Annotated in this window: 13 protein-coding genes; 12 read left to right on the top strand and 1 reads right to left on the bottom strand. The window is 58.4% G+C overall.

Annotation, left to right across the window (positions count from 1 at the left end; all coding sequences use genetic code 11):
- Positions 1–24: 24 nt before the first annotated feature.
- From ACQZ5Y_RS25435 to ACQZ5Y_RS25415, 5 genes are read left to right on the top strand one after another with little or no spacing between them, the layout of a single operon-like run.
- Complete coding sequence (locus tag ACQZ5Y_RS25435; RefSeq protein ID WP_060642837.1) at positions 25–978, top strand: ABC transporter substrate-binding protein; 954 nt, start codon at positions 25–27, stop codon at positions 976–978.
- Positions 975–1784: an ATP-binding cassette domain-containing protein gene (locus ACQZ5Y_RS25430; RefSeq protein WP_013762213.1), complete on the top strand. Its 810-nt coding sequence runs from the start codon at positions 975–977 to the stop codon at positions 1782–1784. Before ACQZ5Y_RS25435 ends, ACQZ5Y_RS25430 begins: the two co-directional genes overlap by 4 nt.
- Positions 1781–2785, top strand: coding sequence for an ABC transporter permease (locus ACQZ5Y_RS25425; protein WP_003518264.1), 1005 nt, complete (start codon positions 1781–1783; stop codon positions 2783–2785). The genes ACQZ5Y_RS25430 and ACQZ5Y_RS25425 overlap by 4 nt, the downstream gene beginning before the upstream one ends.
- A 4-nt stretch (positions 2786–2789) precedes the next feature.
- Positions 2790–3857, top strand: coding sequence for a phosphotriesterase family protein (locus ACQZ5Y_RS25420; protein ID WP_013762214.1), 1068 nt, complete (start codon positions 2790–2792; stop codon positions 3855–3857).
- Positions 3858–3882: 25 nt separating this feature from the next.
- Positions 3883–4653, top strand: coding sequence for a glutamine amidotransferase (locus tag ACQZ5Y_RS25415; RefSeq protein WP_003518260.1), 771 nt, complete (start codon positions 3883–3885; stop codon positions 4651–4653).
- Between the two features lie 31 nt (positions 4654–4684).
- Here the strand turns inward: ACQZ5Y_RS25415 and ACQZ5Y_RS25410 are convergent, their stop codons facing one another.
- Positions 4685–5581: a ribokinase gene (locus ACQZ5Y_RS25410; protein ID WP_019566855.1), complete on the bottom strand. Its 897-nt coding sequence runs from the start codon at positions 5579–5581 to the stop codon at positions 4685–4687.
- A gap of 24 nt (positions 5582–5605) precedes the next feature.
- On the opposite strand from ACQZ5Y_RS25410, the gene ACQZ5Y_RS25405 reads away from it, so the two are divergent.
- The 7 genes from ACQZ5Y_RS25405 to ACQZ5Y_RS25375 all read left to right on the top strand — a co-directional run bounded on the left by ACQZ5Y_RS25405 (position 5606) and on the right by ACQZ5Y_RS25375 (position 15254).
- On the top strand, positions 5606–6448 hold the full coding sequence (locus tag ACQZ5Y_RS25405; RefSeq protein WP_038494808.1) for a BtpA/SgcQ family protein: 843 nt from the start codon (positions 5606–5608) through the stop codon (positions 6446–6448).
- 19 nt (positions 6449–6467) lie between these two features.
- A complete protein-coding gene (locus ACQZ5Y_RS25400; protein WP_111800183.1) occupies positions 6468–7724 on the top strand; it encodes a Zn-dependent hydrolase in 1257 nt (418 codons plus the stop codon).
- Positions 7725–7986: 262 nt separating this feature from the next.
- Positions 7987–8544, top strand: coding sequence for a fasciclin domain-containing protein (locus tag ACQZ5Y_RS25395; protein ID WP_003518253.1), 558 nt, complete (start codon positions 7987–7989; stop codon positions 8542–8544).
- A 338-nt stretch (positions 8545–8882) separates the two neighbouring features.
- Positions 8883–11672 (top strand): bifunctional aconitate hydratase 2/2-methylisocitrate dehydratase, encoded by a 2790-nt coding sequence (locus tag ACQZ5Y_RS25390; protein WP_111800142.1) that lies wholly within the window; start codon positions 8883–8885, stop codon positions 11670–11672.
- Positions 11673–11917: 245 nt separating this feature from the next.
- The gene (locus tag ACQZ5Y_RS25385; protein WP_111800141.1) at positions 11918–13042 is read left to right on the top strand and encodes a hypothetical protein; all 1125 of its coding nucleotides are present in this window, start codon (positions 11918–11920) and stop codon (positions 13040–13042) included.
- Positions 13042–14994, top strand: coding sequence for an asparagine synthase (glutamine-hydrolyzing) (asnB, locus tag ACQZ5Y_RS25380; protein WP_112496208.1), 1953 nt, complete (start codon positions 13042–13044; stop codon positions 14992–14994). The genes ACQZ5Y_RS25385 and asnB overlap by 1 nt, the downstream gene beginning before the upstream one ends.
- Positions 14991–15254, top strand: coding sequence for an acyl carrier protein (locus ACQZ5Y_RS25375; RefSeq protein WP_003518245.1), 264 nt, complete (start codon positions 14991–14993; stop codon positions 15252–15254). Before asnB ends, ACQZ5Y_RS25375 begins: the two co-directional genes overlap by 4 nt.
- Positions 15255–15268: the final 14 nt, after the last annotated feature.

Below are 15268 nucleotides of genomic sequence, written 5' to 3'. Positions count from 1 at the left end.
AAAACCAACAGAGGAAGAACGCAAATGACAATAATCAAACGCAGATATTTCTCCGCAGCCCTTGCCGCCACCGTTCTGGCCGGGGCGACGCTTTCCGCCGGCATTGCCGGTGCCGCGGAAAAGACGATAGCCCTGGTGCAGATCAACCAGCAGGCCATCTTTTTCAACGACATGAACAAGGGTGCGGAAAAGGCGGCAAAGGAAGCGGGCGTCAAGCTCGTCATCTTCAATGCCAATAACGATCCGGCTGCGCAAAACAGCGCCATCGAGACCTATATCCAGCAGAAGGTCGATGGGATCGCGGTCGTTGCCATCGATGTCAACGGCATCATGCCTGCGGTAAAGCAGGCCGCCGAAGCGAACATCCCAGTGGTCGCTATCGACGCAATATTGCCCGAAGGGCCTCAGAAGGCACAGATTGGCGTCGACAATGCCAAGGCTGGTGCCGACATGGGCAAGTTCTTCGTCGACTATGTGAAGTCAGACATGGGCGGCAAGGCCAAGATCGGCGTCGTCGGGGCCCTCAACTCATTCATACAGAATATCCGCCAGAAGGGCTTTGAGGACACGCTCAAGGATCAGTCCGGCATCACGGCGGCTGGCGTCGTTGACGGACAGAACGTGCAGGATACGGCTCTTTCCGCAGCGGAAAACCTCATAACCGGCAATCCGGATATGACCGCAATCTACGCAACAGGTGAACCGGCCCTTCTCGGCGCCGTCGCTGCCGTCGAAAGCCAGAGCAAGCAGAAGGACATCAAGGTCTTCGGCTGGGATCTGACCAAGCAGGCGATCGCTGGCATCGACGCTGGTTATGTCGCGGGTGTCATCCAGCAGGACCCGGCGGCTATGGGTGCTGCGGCCGTCAAGGCGCTGAAGACTGTTTCTGATGGTGGCAGTGTCGAAAAGACGATTGCCGTGCCCGTGACCATCGTTACCAAGGCCAATGTCGAGCCCTACCGGGCGGTCTTCAAATGATCGCCGGCGGACAGCACCCAACCGCTGTCACCGGCGCTGGGGGAGATATTCTCCCCCAGCATCTCTCCGGTGCGGCGCAAGAACCGCGCGTCTCGCTTCGCGGTATCGTAAAGACTTTCGGTTCACATCAGGCGCTGCGCGGCGTCGATCTCGACATCTATCCCGGTGAATGCCTGGGCCTTGTCGGTGACAACGCGGCTGGAAAATCGACGCTGACGAAGGTTATTTCCGGAACCTACATTCCGGATGAAGGATCCATTACGCTCGAGGGGGAAGAGGTCCGTTTCTCCGGTCCCGCCGATGCGCGCAATCGCAATATCGAGATGGTCTTTCAGGATTTGAGCCTCTGTGACCATATAGACGTGATCGGCAACCTGTTTCTTGGGCGCGAGATCACCAAGGGTCCGTTCCTCGACCGGCAGACGATGTTGGCCGAGGCCCGCAAGATGCTGGATGCGCTGGAAATCCGTATTCCAAGGTTGACGGCCAAGGTGGAAAAACTCTCCGGCGGACAGCGGCAGGCAATCGCAATCGCCCGTGCGGCGTCCTTCAATCCCAAGGTCCTGATCATGGACGAACCCACTTCGGCGCTTGCCGTGGCAGAGGTGGAGGCCGTTCTGGCGTTGATCAACCGGGTCAAGGCCAAGGGCGTCTCCGTCATCCTTATCACTCATCGTCTTCAGGATCTGTTCCGCGTGTGTGATCGCATCGCCGTCATGTACGAGGGAACGAAGGTCGCCGAACGGCAGATCAACGAGACCAGCCTCGAAGACCTCGTCAAACTGATCGTGGGAGGTCGCCATTGACCGTCTACACTGAACGCGCCAAGGGCTCACCCGTCGCCGATTTCATCGCCGAAAACGCGCAGGTCTTGTCCATAACGGCCTTTTTCATCGCCTGCATGCTGTTCTTTGCCGTAAGCACGGATACGTTCCTGACGGCAGGCAACCTGCTGAACGTCGTGCGTCAGGCCGCTCCCATCCTCATCGTTTCCGTCGCCATGACGCTTGTCATCATCACCGGCGGCATCGACCTGTCGGTCGGCTCCATGGTTGCGCTGATCAACGCCGTCGGTGCCATCCTCATGGCGGCGGGCTATCCCTGGCCTCTGGTGCTGGTCGCCATGCTCATGCTCGGCGCCGTGCTTGGTCTCTTGCAGGGCTGGTTCATTGCCTATCAGGGCATTCCGGCCTTCATCGTTACGCTCGCAGGCTTGTCCATCCTTCGAGGGGTCGCACTCTATATCACCCAAGGGTATTCGGTGCCGATTCCGGATGCGCCCGGCTTCTTTTTTCTCGGTCGCGGAGACCTGTTCGGTTTCCCGGTGCCGGCGCTGATCGGTATCCTCATCACTGTCGTGGCCTATGTGGTCATTTCGTCCACCCGCTACGGACGCCGGGTCGTGGCGGTAGGCTCCAATCTGGAGGCTGCCCGTCGTGTGGGTATGCCGGCAAAATGGATCCTTGCATCGGTCTATCTGGTGGCAGGCGTGGCATCCGCAATCGCTGGGCTGCTGATCGCGTCACGCCTCGGCTCGGGTTCCTCCAATGCTGCTGTCGGCTTTGAGCTGCAAGTCGTGGCAGCGGTTGTGCTTGGCGGTACATCGTTGATGGGCGGACGCGGAACCATTCTCGGCTCCGTGCTTGGCACCATGACCATTGCCGTGATCGGCAACGGGCTGATCCTGATGCATATTTCGCCCTTTTTCACACAGATCGTCACGGGCGCGATCATTCTTGCCGCTATCTGGCTCAACACACGCATCTTCACCACCAACTTCCGCTTGGGTTCCAGAAAAAAGGGTTGAGGCCATGGTGGATGAACTCTCGAAAGGCCATATTCGCTCCGGCAATTTCATGACGGTTGCCGGCCCCGTCCCGGTGGAAAAGCTCGGCGTGACGTTGATGCACGAGCATATTCTCAACGATTGCCGCTGCTGGTGGCACGCCCCGAAAACGCCGGAGCGGCAATATCTGGCGGAGGGCTTGGTCTGCCAGGAAATCCTCGGCGAACTTCGCCAGGATCCCTTCGTCAACAAGCACAACATCACGCTGGATGATGAGCCGCTTGCGATTAAAGAACTGCATGAATTCGCCGCTCAGGGCGGCCATACAGTGGTGGAGCCGACCTGCCAGGGTATCGGCAGAAATCCGCTTGCCCTCAGGCGGATATCCGAGGCGACCGGGCTCAACATCGTGATGGGGGCGGGTTATTATCTGGCCTCCTCCCATCCTGAGAAAGTGGCAGCGCTCAGCATCGACGACATCGCCAATGAAATCGTTCACGAGGCGCTTCAGGGCGTCGACGGAACCGGCGTGAAAATCGGTCTGATCGGAGAGATCGGTGTGTCCTCGGACTTCACCCCCGAGGAGCAAAAATCGCTGCGGGGTGCGGCGAGGGCGCAGGCCCGTACAGGTTTGCCCCTCATGGTGCATCTTCCGGGCTGGTTAAGGCTGGGTCATAGGGTTCTCGATGTAGTCGAGCAGGAAGGCGCGGATGTCAGTCACACCGTTCTGTGTCACATGAACCCGTCGCATGATGACCTTGGCTATCAGGGAGAACTTGCCGGCCGCGGTGCCTTCATCGAATACGACATGATCGGCATGGATTTCTTCTATGCCGATCAGCAGGTCCAATGCCCGAGTGACGACGAAGCGGCCAAAGCCATCGTCCAGCTGGTGGAGCGCGGATATCTGGACCGCATCCTGCTTTCCCACGATGTTTTCCTGAAGATGATGCTGACGCGGTATGGCGGCAATGGTTACGCCTATATCCTCAAGCATTTCCTGCCGCGATTGAAGCGGCATGGTCTGGATGACCTCACCTTGCAAATCCTCATGCGGGATAACCCGCGCTCGGTCTTCCAGGCGAAGACGTGACGAACCCATAGAAATGGAACGAAAAATGACAAAGAAAATACTTCTCGTGGGCGAAAGCTGGGTCAGCTCCGCCACTCACTACAAGGGCTTCGACCAGTTCGGCAGCGTCACCTTTCACTTGGGCGCGGAACCTCTGGTAAAGGCGCTCGAAGGTAGTGAATACGAGCTGACCTACCTGACGGCTCATGATGCTGTCGAGAAACTTCCCTTCGATATGGCGGGGCTGGATGCGTATGACGCGATCATCCTCTCTGACATCGGTGCCAACTCGCTGCTTTTGCCGCCTGCGGTTTGGCTGCACTCGAAAACCGTTCCAAACCGTCTGAAGCTTCTCAAGGCATGGGTCGAAAAGGGTGGCGGCCTGCTGATGGTTGGCGGATATTTCTCGTTCCAGGGTATCGATGGCAAGGCCCGGTGGCGTCGCACCCCCGTGGAAGATACGCTTCCCGTGACCTGCCTGCCATGGGATGACCGCGTTGAAATTCCAGAAGGATCGACGGCCGACATTCTGATGCCGGATCATCCCACCGTTGCAGGTCTTTCCGGCGAATGGCCGCTTCTCCTCGGTGTCAATGAGGTAGAGGTGCGCGAGCGCGCAGATGTGGACGTGGTCGCCCGCCTGCCTGCGGAGCAGGGCGGTCATCCGCTTCTGGTCACCGGCGTTTTTGGCCAGGGTCGGACAGCGGCGTGGACATCCGACATTGGTCCGCACTGGCTCTCTCCCGCCTTCTGCGAATGGCAGGGCTACGGCCGTTTGTGGAAAAACATTCTGGGCTGGCTGACAGAAGCTCGCTGAGCGCTGCGGCAGGTATCGGTGGAGAGGATCGTCAGTTGGACAAAATATCCGCGAGCTCAAGGATATCGGGAAAGGCTGAAAGCGTGCCCCGACGACTGACGGTCAGCGCAGATGCCTTTGCGCCATGCCTCAACGCCCGTTCATCCACACTGACGTTTCTCAACGCGGCGGAGGCCAGCGTGACGGCCATGAAGCAATCGCCAGCACCCGTCGTGTCGACAACGCCAGTTTTTTCGGCGGGCACGGTCAGGCATTGGTTTGTCGTGCCGAGCATCGAACCCTCGCCGCCAAGGGTGAGGATGACCTGGCGGACACCGGCTGAAATGAGCAATTTTATTGCTGTCGAGCCGGTATCCCCGGTCAGGGCTGCCGCTTCGCCGCGGTTGAGGAAAGCGATGTCCGTGAGCGGCCAGAGACTTTCAAACCATGGTTGGAGAGGTGACGGATTGAATGCGGTGATCATTCCCGTTGCCTTTGCCTGCGACAGTGCGAGACGGGTGGTTGTTTCGCCCAAATTGCCTTGCACGACGAGAAGGTCGCCGGGGCTGGCTGTACCAAGGGTTCCGGCCACGTCTTCCGGGGTCAGAGATTCTGCGCAGGCCGTGGTCGTGACGATGCTGTTTTCACCATCGGGCGTATTGAAGATGATGGAGAGATCGCTGGTCTGCCCATCCATGCCAATGAGGTCGGCGGTCAGAGGTTCGGTTGCAAGGCGGGCGCGGATGGTCGCAGACCTGTCATCTGTACCTACAGCAGCAGTCAATGTGGTATCGAGCCCGCATCGGGCCATGACAATGGCTTGATTGCAGCCTTTTCCGCCAAGATCGCGGAAGGCCTGCCGGCCGAAAATCGAAGCCCCGGCTTCCGGCAGGGCGGAAACGGAATAGGTTTCGTCGAGCGCGATATTGCCGATGACGAAGGCACGCATGAAAAACTTTCGAGAGGACAAGGCATGCAGATCATATCCGACAATAGGGCGAACGCCATCCAGGAAATCTTTGGTCGTGACAAGGCCTTGATCGGCATGGTGCATTGCCCGCCGTTTCCCGGAGCACCGAGGTATCGTGGCGCGGCCATGGATGCCATCTACGACGTCTGCATGCGCGATGCCGAGGCTTTGATCGAAGGCGGTATGCATGGTCTTCTCGTTGAAAACCATGGCGATATTCCCTTTTCCAAGCCGGAGGATATCGGTCATGAGACAGCTGCCTTCATGAGCGTGGTGACTGACCGGGTCGCGCGGGCGACTGGCGTTCCGCTCGGTATCAACGTGCTTGCCAATGCGCCGATCCCGGCTTTCGCCATTGCCATGGCGGGCGGAGCGAAATTCATCCGCGTCAACCAGTGGGCCAATGCCTATGTCGCCAACGAGGGTTTCATGGAAGGGCGTGCGGCGGAAGCGATGCGTTATCGATCCCTGCTCAGGGCCGAGCACATAAAGGTTTTCGCCGACAGCCACGTCAAGCATGGCGCGCATGCGATCACGGGTGATCGTAGCATCGATGAGCTGACCCGCGACCTTGCCTTCTTTGATGCGGATGCGGTGATCGCTACTGGCCAGCGAACCGGCAACAGCGCAACGATGGCGGAAATCGAAGAGATCGGGCAGGCCACACATCTTCCGCTTCTGGTCGGTTCTGGTGTTGGGGAAGCCAATATCGTTGAAATCCTGAAGCGCACCAGCGGTGTCATCGTCGCTTCGTCGCTAAAACAGGGCGGTGTCTGGTGGAACCCTGTCGAGCCTGCCCGTGTGCGATCGTTTGTTGAGGCGGCGCAGCCAGGGCTTTCGGGTTGAGGGCAAACGGGAAATGATGATGACGCAAACTCTTTCGATCAACGGGCCGCGACTTATCGATCGACTCGACCGGTTTGCGCAAATAGGCGCGACGGCAAAGGGTGGCGTAAACCGCCAGGCCTTGACCGACCTCGACCGGCAGGCGCGGCAATTGCTGACGGAGTTGGCGCTGCAGCGCGGCTTCAAGGTCTTTCAGGACCCGATTGCCAATCTGTTCATTCGCCGCGAGGGGCGTAACCCGGATCTGTCGCCGCTGCTTATCGGAAGTCATCTCGACAGTCAGCCTGCAGGCGGTCGTTTTGACGGTGCGCTCGGCACGCTCGCAGCTTTTGAGGTTCTGGAAACACTCGAAGATTGCGGGGTGGAAACCGAGCGGCCGGTGGAGGTCGTGTCGTTCACGAATGAAGAGGGCTGCCGCTTCGCGCCGGGCTGCATGGGCTCCATGGCCTTTGCGGCCGGTTCAATTCCAAGCGCCTGGGAGACCATGCGCGCGACTGACGGTGCGCTTTTCGCAGATGAACTCTCCGCCACGCTGGAAAGTCTCCCGGTTGCCGCGATGCGGCCTCTGGGCACGCCGGTTTTCGCTTATCTCGAGGTCCATATCGAGCAAGGCCCTTCATTGGAAAAAGAGGGCTTACCGATCGGCATCGTCACCGGCATACAGGGAACGCGCTGGCTGGAGGTGATTATCGAAGGGCAGACCGCCCACGCTGGAACAACGGCGCTGCAATATCGGCACGACCCCATGCAAGCCACGGTCAACGCGCTTGCTGAACTCTATCGCGACATCATGCCAGCCGATCCGGCCGCGCGCTTCACGATTGGCCGAATGGTCCTTGAACCCGGCGCGGTGAACGCGATCCCGGCAACGGTGCGCTTCACGATCGATTTTAGACACCCTTCGCTGACAACAATCGGCGTCATGGAGCAGACAATCCGCATGGCTATCCAGCAGGCAGCGGCGGACACAGGCTGCTCGGCGACTATTTCGCAGATTTTCGACATGCCGCCGGCAAGTTTTCCGGATGAATTGCTTGCCGTATTGGATCAGGCCGCACAAGAGCGGGACTTTGCAACAAAGAGAATGCTCTCCGGCGCATTCCACGATGCGCTTTTTATGAACCGCGTCGCGCCATCGGCCATGATTTTCGTACCCTGCCGGGATGGTCTCAGTCACAATGAGGCTGAATATGTGGAGCAGGAGCATAGTATTGCGGGTGGCAACATGCTCTTGGCTTCGCTTCTCCAGCTGCTGGCGCCGACGGCAGCGTTGTAAATCGAATGTTTGCGGGGCGCTTTCGCCCCTTCGTAGGGTTGCTCCGTTTGCAGATCACTGCGCGCTGGCCGATCGCGAGTGTAATTCGGTTGAGAAAAAGCCGAAATGAATCAGCGCTGTAGCAAGTGGTGGTATGAAACTGCCTTTTGCTTGAAACTTTCCTCCTGTCGCTCTCGTCACTTGTGCTGTTCCCCGAGACGGGAACGATAGGCCTTCAGAGGCGCGCTTCCGCGCCGAGGCGATTAGGGAAGAGGAATATTCAATGTTCAAGTCCGCAATCCGTACGCTCGCCCTTGCGACGGCAATCTCGACTCTTGCTTCGGGTGCCTTTGCTGAAAATCCAAAGGTCGGCGGTGCAGCAATGTACGAAAACAAGAACATCATCGAGAATGCCGTCAACTCGAAGGATCACACCACGCTGGTCGCCGCCGTCAAGGCTGCCGGTCTCGTAGAAACCCTTCAGGGCAAGGGACCGTTCACGGTCTTTGCTCCGACCAATGAGGCCTTTGCCAAATTGCCGAAAGGTACAGTCGAAACTCTGCTGAAGCCTGAAAACAAGGCGCAGCTGACCAAGATCCTGACCTGTCATGTCGTGGCGGCCGATGCCATGTCTAGCGCCATCGAGAAGATGATCAAGGATGACAACGGCACCCATGATGTGAAGACGGTCGGCGGCTGCATCCTCAAGGCGAAGGAAAGCATGGGCAAAATTACCCTGACCGACGAAGCGGGTGGTGTTGCGCATGTGACGATCGCCGACGTCAAGCAGTCGAACGGCGTCATTCATGTCATCGACAAGGTTCTGCTTCCGAAGATGTGATTGCTCTTATCTTCTGCATGCCTGATCCGGCCACCTCCTCGGTGGCCGGATTTTTTTGTGCTCGACGTTGCTTCTATCGGTGAGGCAATGGTTTGCCGGCATCGCGTACGGCAGGCCGCGGGGAGGAATGCCGGGCGCATCCCTGAGGGCACGACGGCAGACGGCATGCCTGCCCGCATGTTCTCCTGTTCCGTTATCGAAAACAGAAACAGAGTGCGCTATCTTGCCTTCCGGCCCTGGTTGACGTACTCGAAATCGATAGGACCCTGGGCCGATTAACAATAGTGTTTCGTGGCGCTGCGTTTCGGCGCCATACACCTCATGACGTTGGGATTGCGATGAACCTTTACTTGGATTACCTGGCTGAGATCGAAAGCAGAAAAACTCAAGGGCTCGCTCCCAAGCCGATCGACGATGGCGGATTAACCGGCGAAATCATTGCCTTGATAAGGGATACCGGTAGCGAATATCGCGCGGATGCCCTCAAATTCTTCATTTACAACACCTTGCCAGGCACCACGAGCGCTGCCGGCGTCAAGGCCGCCTTTCTGAAGCAGATCATTCTGGGCGAAACTGTCGTTCCCGAGATCACGCCCACTTTCGCCCTCGAACTGCTGTCGCATATGAAGGGTGGCCCCTCCATTGAAGCGCTGCTCGACATCGCCCTTGGTGATGATGCCGGGCTTGCCCAGCAGGCAGGCGAAGTGCTGAAGACGCAGGTCTTCCTCTATGACGCTGACATGTTCCGGCTACGTGATGCCTTCAAGGCGGGCAATACCGTCGCGAAGGGCGTTCTTGAGAGCTATGCCAAGGCTGAGTTCTTCACCAAGCTTCCCGATGTAGAGGATGAGATCAAGGTCGTGACCTTCATCGCCGCCGAAGGCGATATTTCGACCGATCTTCTGTCCCCTGGCAACCAGGCGCATTCGCGCTCCGACCGGCAGCTGCACGGCCAGTGTATGATCACGCCGGAAGCGCAGGCGGAAATCGTCGCGCTGCAGAAGCAGCATCCCGACAAGCGGGTGATGATGATCGCCGAAAAGGGCACGATGGGCGTCGGCTCGTCGCGCATGTCGGGCGTCAACAACGTCGCGCTGTGGACCGGCAAGCAGGCCAGCCCCTATGTGCCCTTCGTCAACTTCGCCCCGATCGTTGCTGGCACCAACGGCATTTCGCCGATCTTCGCCACCACTGTCGACGTCACGGGCGGTATCGGCATCAACCTGAAGAACTGGGTGAAGAAGCTCGGCGAAGACGGCAAGCCCATCCTCAACAATGACGGCAATCCGGTTCTGGAGCAGAAATATTCGGTTGAGACCGGCACCGTTTTGAAGATCGACGCCAAGAACTACAAGCTTCGTGACGAGAACGGCACGGAACTGGTCGATCTCTCCTCCTCATTCACACCCCAGAAGATGGAATTCATGAAGGCGGGCAGCTCCTATGCCATCGTCTTCGGCAAGAAGCTCCAGACGTTTGCGGCTGAAACGCTTGGCGTCGAGGCCACCCCGGTCTTTGCGCCCAACAAGGAAATTTCCATCGAAGGCCAGGGCCTCACGGCCGTCGAGAAAATCTTCAACCGCAATGCCGTTGGCGTCACGCCCGGCAAGGTGCTGCATGCCGGCTCCGACGTGCGCGTGAAGGTCAACATCGTCGGCTCGCAGGACACGACCGGTCTGATGACGGCGCAGGAACTTGAGGCGATGGCGGCAACCGTCATTTCGCCGCTGGTGGATGGTGCGTACCAGTCGGGTTGCCACACGGCCTCCGTCTGGGACAAGAAGGCGCAGGCGAACATCCCGAAGCTCATGTCTTTCATGAACAACTTCGGCGTCATCACTGCCCGCGACCCCAAGGGCGTCTATCATTCGATGACGGACGTGATCCACAAGGTGCTGAACGACATCACTGTGGACGACTGGGCGATCATCATCGGCGGTGACAGCCACACCCGCATGTCCAAGGGCGTGGCCTTCGGTGCCGACTCGGGCACTGTGGCGCTGGCACTGGCGACGGGCGAGGCGACCATGCCGATCCCGCAATCCGTCAAGGTCACCTTCAAGGGCAAGATGCAGCCGCATATGGACTTCCGCGATGTTGTCCATGCGACGCAGGCGCAGATGCTGAAGCAGCATGGCGACAACGTTTTCCAGGGCCGCATCATTGAAGTCCATATCGGCACGCTGCTCGCTGACCAGGCCTTCACCTTTACCGACTGGACGGCCGAGATGAAGGCCAAGGCGTCGATCTGTATCTCTGAAGACGAGACGCTGATCGAGTCGCTGGAAATCGCCAAGTCGCGTATCCAGATCATGATCGACAAGGGCATGGATAATGCCGCCCAGACACTGAAGGGCCTGATCGCCAAGGCAGATCAGCGTATTGCCGAAATCCGCTCGGGCGAAAAGCCCGCTCTGGCCCCTGACGACAATGCGAAATATTTCGCTGAAGTCGTCGTGGATCTGGACGTGATCGACGAACCGATGATCGCCGACCCCGACGTCAACAACACCGATGTCTCCCGGCGCTACACCCATGACACGATCCGTCCGGTGTCCTATTACGGCGGCATCAAGAAGGTCGATCTGGGCTTCGTCGGTTCGTGCATGGTGCATAAGGGCGACATAAAGATCGTCGCCCAGATGCTGAAGAACATCGAGAAGGCCGAAGGCAAGGTCGAGTTCAAGGCGCCGCTCGTGGTCGCGGCACCGACCTATAACATCATCGACGAGCTGAAGGCGGAAGGGGATTGGGAAATCCTGCAGAAGTATTCTGGCTTCGAGTTCGATGATCTCAAGCCGAAGACTGCCAACCGGACAGAATACGAGAACATCCTCTATCTGGAGCGCCCGGGCTGCAACCTTTGCATGGGCAACCAGGAGAAGGCGGAGAAGGGTGATACTGTTCTGGCAACCTCGACCCGTCTCTTCCAGGGCCGCGTTGTTGAGGACACTGCCGAGAAGAAGGGTGAATCGCTGCTGGCCTCGACCCCTGTCGTGGTACTGTCGGCAATCCTTGGCCGCACACCGAGCGCTGAGGAATACAAGGCCGCCGTGGTAGGTATCGATCTGACCAAGTTCGCACCGCCGAAAGCCGCGCCAATCGATTCCCTGTCTGTCCAATACTAAAGTATTTCCGGGCGTAGGACTTTTACGTCCGGAAAAACGTTTGAAACCAAAGATATAGAGCGCGTCCACCGAATTCAGTTGAAACCGGACGCGCTCTAGGGTTGAAATTACCCGTCAAATTCTTTGCAAAACGCCACAATCACGCGAAAAAACGCCGGCACATAACTTCTGATTAATACGCCTGCGGCAGAATAGGAATGATAATTACTTTCGATTAAATATCTATCCGGCAAGAAGCGGCGAGTATGTCTGAAATACGCTCATTTATTGCGGACGATCTCGTGTCCGTGGCTGACATGTTTCACCGTTTTTTGCGGAAGAAGGATGGGGCCGCGACAGATGATCTGACCTCATATTTGCGCGCCGTCTTTCTCGAAAATTCAAACATAAATCCGGATATTCACTCCAAGGTCTATGTGCGCGACGATGGCCGCGTGTCTGGATTTCTGGGTGTTTTGCCCGTGGCAATGGAACTTGATGGCCAGAACATACAGGCCGCTGTCTGCTCTTCCTTTGTCGCTGAAGACCGTGAGACCGATCCCTTTGCCGGAGCGCGTTTGCTGCGCGAAGTTTTGGGTGGACCTCAGGAACTGACATTTGGGGAGACGATCAACGACGTTTCCGCCGATATGTGGAAGACGATGCGCGGCCAGCTGCTCGCCTCCTACAGTCTCGATTGGCTGCGGATTTTGCGCCCGGCTTCATTCGGGCTGGAAATAGCCGCTGATCGTTTCTCCAGCACTTTCCGCGCGCTGACGCCGTTCAGCAAGATCATCGATCGCACCATTTCGGCGCGTGGCCATGGGCGAGCATTATCCTATTACGCATCACATCCGGACAAGGTGGACAGCTTTACCGACGACGACGCGAGCGATACCGAATTCGCGCGTCTGGCACGGGAACTCGTCGGCCACTTTCCGCTCCATCCCGTTTGGACCGAGGAAAGCCTGTTGCACATGCTCCAACACGCCAAACGCAAACGTCTGCACGGCGAACCAGTCCAGCGGATTGTGAGGGCCCGCGGCGGCAGGGCGGTGGGGCTTTTTCTTTACCACGGCAATCCAACGGGCATCGGCCGGACGCTGCAGATCATGGCCGTGCCCGGGCAGGAGCAGATCGTGATCGACCGGCTGATCCGCAATGCCTATGATCGTGGTCTCGCGGCCATCAGAGGTCGCACCCAGCCGGCACTGCTGCGGGCGATGCTCGGTAAGAAATGCACGTTTCTGCATGCGTCATCCACCATCGTGCATTCGCGCAATGCGGACCTCCTCAAGGCAGCGACGGATGGAACGGCATTTTTTAACGGCTTTTGCGGTGAAAGCTGGACGCGCCTCATCGGTGACAGCTTTGGTCAGGCGGTCGAGTAATGTGCGGAATTGCTGGATTTTATCGACACGACATGCCGGCCGAGCGCGCAAACGAGCGCCTTGCGCTGATGGCGTCGCGTCTTAAGCATCGTGGTCCAGATGCGCATGGAGCCCTGCTGCGCGGCGATGTCGGCCTTGCCCACGCACGGTTGGCGATTGTGGGCATTGCCGATGGCGCGCAGCCGATGCGCACCGTCGAAGACGATCTTGCCATTTCCTTCAACGGTGAAATCTTCAATCACGTCGAACTGCGCGAAACGCTGTCCGCGCGCGGCCACCATTTCCGCACCCACTCCGACACCGAAGTCATCCTGCATGACTATCGAGACAAGGGGCTGGATTGCCTCAACGAATTCAACGGCGATTTTGCCTTCGCCCTGCACGACGCCCGCAACGACACGCTGGTGCTTGCGCGTGACCGGATGGGTGTCCGGCCGCTTTATTATACGTGGCATGAAGGTACGTTTTATTTCGCATCCGAGATCGGGGCGCTTCTGGCGTTGCCGGGAATGACGGCCGAGATTGATCCGGTGGCGCTGGATCAGATATTCACCTTCTGGTTCCCGTTGCCGCCGCGCACCGCCTTTCGCGGCATTCACGAATTGCCGCCCGGTCATCTGATGATCCTGCGCGATGGCGCGTCCACGGTACGGCGCTGGTGGCAACTTTCCTATCCTGACGGCAAGGACGCAGCACCGCCGGCAAGCCTTGGCGCGCAGGTGGAAGAGCTGACGGCGCTTCTGGCCGACGCAACGCGGATCAGGCTTCGCGCCGATGTGCCTGTCGGCTCCTATCTGTCCGGCGGGCTCGATTCCTCCCTCGTTTCTGCCCTGGCTGCGCAAAGCGTTAGCCGAGGCCTGCGCACATTTTCGCTGGCCTTCGAAAGTGCGGAGCACGACGAAAGTATCTGGCAGAAAACAATGAGCCAGCATCTTGGCGTCGCATCCGAAACCACGGAGTGCTCAACTGCGGACATAGCGCAATACATGCCTGAGGTCATGGAGCACGTGCAGACGCCCATTCTTCGCACAGCACCGGTGCCGCTTTACCTGCTTTCCCGGCATGTGCGCGAACGGGGAATGAAGGTGGTGCTGACCGGTGAAGGTGCTGATGAGCTGTTCGCTGGCTACGATATTTTCCGCGAAGCGCGGGTACGGCGCTTTTGCAGCCGCCAACCGCAATCTGCTCGCCGGCCGAAACTGTTCCAGCGGCTTTATCCCTACCTTCCGGGGCTGAAACAGCAGACGCCGGATTATCTGGCACGCTTCTTCTCCTTCGGCGCAGAAGCCACCGACGAACCGCTGTTTTCCCATCGGCCGCGCTTGCGCTCTACGGCGGCGGCGAAAATCTTCTTTTCAGCGGAATTGAAAGCGCAGCTTGGCGACTACGACGCTGCGGCCGATCTTGCCGCGCAGTTGCCGGAGGATTTCCGCCGCTGGCATCCGCTTCATCAGGCGCAGTACCTCGAGACAGCATTTCTCTTGCCCGGCTATATTCTGTCCAGTCAGGGAGACCGGGTCATGATGGCAAATGGAGTGGAAGGCCGGTTTCCGTTCCTCGATCCCCGTGTGGTGGACTTTGCCGCAGCGCTCCATCCCGAGGCGAAACTGCGCGGTCTGAAGGAAAAATATATCCTTAAACAGGCTGCAGCCGAGCTGGTGCCCGATGCGATCTTAAACCGACCCAAGCAGCCCTATCGCGCGCCCGACGCAGAAGCCTTCGCGGATGCCGGCTATCTCGACACCGTACTTTCTACCGGTCGAGTGAGGACCACCGGCCTGTTCAATGCCCAGGCGGTGGAAAAGCTGACAACCAAGGTGCGGCAAAAACAGGCGACCGGCTTTCGCGACAACGCCGCCTTCGTCGGCATACTCTCGACCCAGCTTCTGCACGCTGCCACGACCCAGAATTCCACAATGTCATCGCAAAAAATCGAAGGAAGCTCCAAATGACCAATGAAAGCACCGGCATGAAAGCCGAAATTCGCGGTTTCATCATCGAAAACTTTCTGTTCGGTGACGAAAGCCGGCCTTTTGGCGACGATCTTTCGTTGATCGACAATGACATGGTCGATTCCACGGGAATCCTCGAATTGGTGAGCTTCATCGAGGAACGCTACGGCGTCCGCGTTGCCGACGGCGATATCGTACCGGCCAACCTCGATACGATCGACAACATCGCCGCCTTCATCGGTCGCAAGCAGACCGCCTGAAATTTCGGGAAGCG

The organism is Agrobacterium sp. A3-95, assembly GCF_053521785.1.
The sequence above is the reverse complement of the archived record's forward strand: the minus strand, read 5'-3'. Positions and strand labels throughout refer to the sequence as shown.

Excerpts from the sequence above, each read along its gene's own strand:
- asnB (WP_112496208.1), top strand. The coding sequence starts at position 13,042 with ATGTGCGGAATTGCTGGATTTTATCGACACGACATGCCGGCCGAGCGC.
- ACQZ5Y_RS25375 (WP_003518245.1), top strand. The coding sequence starts at position 14,991 with ATGACCAATGAAAGCACCGGCATGAAAGCCGAAATTCGCGGTTTCATC.
- ACQZ5Y_RS25400 (WP_111800183.1), top strand. The coding sequence starts at position 6,468 with ATGACGCAAACTCTTTCGATCAACGGGCCGCGACTTATCGATCGACTC.
- ACQZ5Y_RS25410 (WP_019566855.1), bottom strand. The coding sequence starts at position 5,581 with ATGCGTGCCTTCGTCATCGGCAATATCGCGCTCGACGAAACCTATTCC.
- ACQZ5Y_RS25415 (WP_003518260.1), top strand. The coding sequence starts at position 3,883 with ATGACAAAGAAAATACTTCTCGTGGGCGAAAGCTGGGTCAGCTCCGCC.
- ACQZ5Y_RS25385 (WP_111800141.1), top strand. The coding sequence starts at position 11,918 with ATGTCTGAAATACGCTCATTTATTGCGGACGATCTCGTGTCCGTGGCT.
- ACQZ5Y_RS25420 (WP_013762214.1), top strand. The coding sequence starts at position 2,790 with ATGGTGGATGAACTCTCGAAAGGCCATATTCGCTCCGGCAATTTCATG.
- ACQZ5Y_RS25390 (WP_111800142.1), top strand. The coding sequence starts at position 8,883 with ATGAACCTTTACTTGGATTACCTGGCTGAGATCGAAAGCAGAAAAACT.
- ACQZ5Y_RS25395 (WP_003518253.1), top strand. The coding sequence starts at position 7,987 with ATGTTCAAGTCCGCAATCCGTACGCTCGCCCTTGCGACGGCAATCTCG.
- ACQZ5Y_RS25435 (WP_060642837.1), top strand. The coding sequence starts at position 25 with ATGACAATAATCAAACGCAGATATTTCTCCGCAGCCCTTGCCGCCACC.
- ACQZ5Y_RS25405 (WP_038494808.1), top strand. The coding sequence starts at position 5,606 with ATGCAGATCATATCCGACAATAGGGCGAACGCCATCCAGGAAATCTTT.
- ACQZ5Y_RS25430 (WP_013762213.1), top strand. The coding sequence starts at position 975 with ATGATCGCCGGCGGACAGCACCCAACCGCTGTCACCGGCGCTGGGGGA.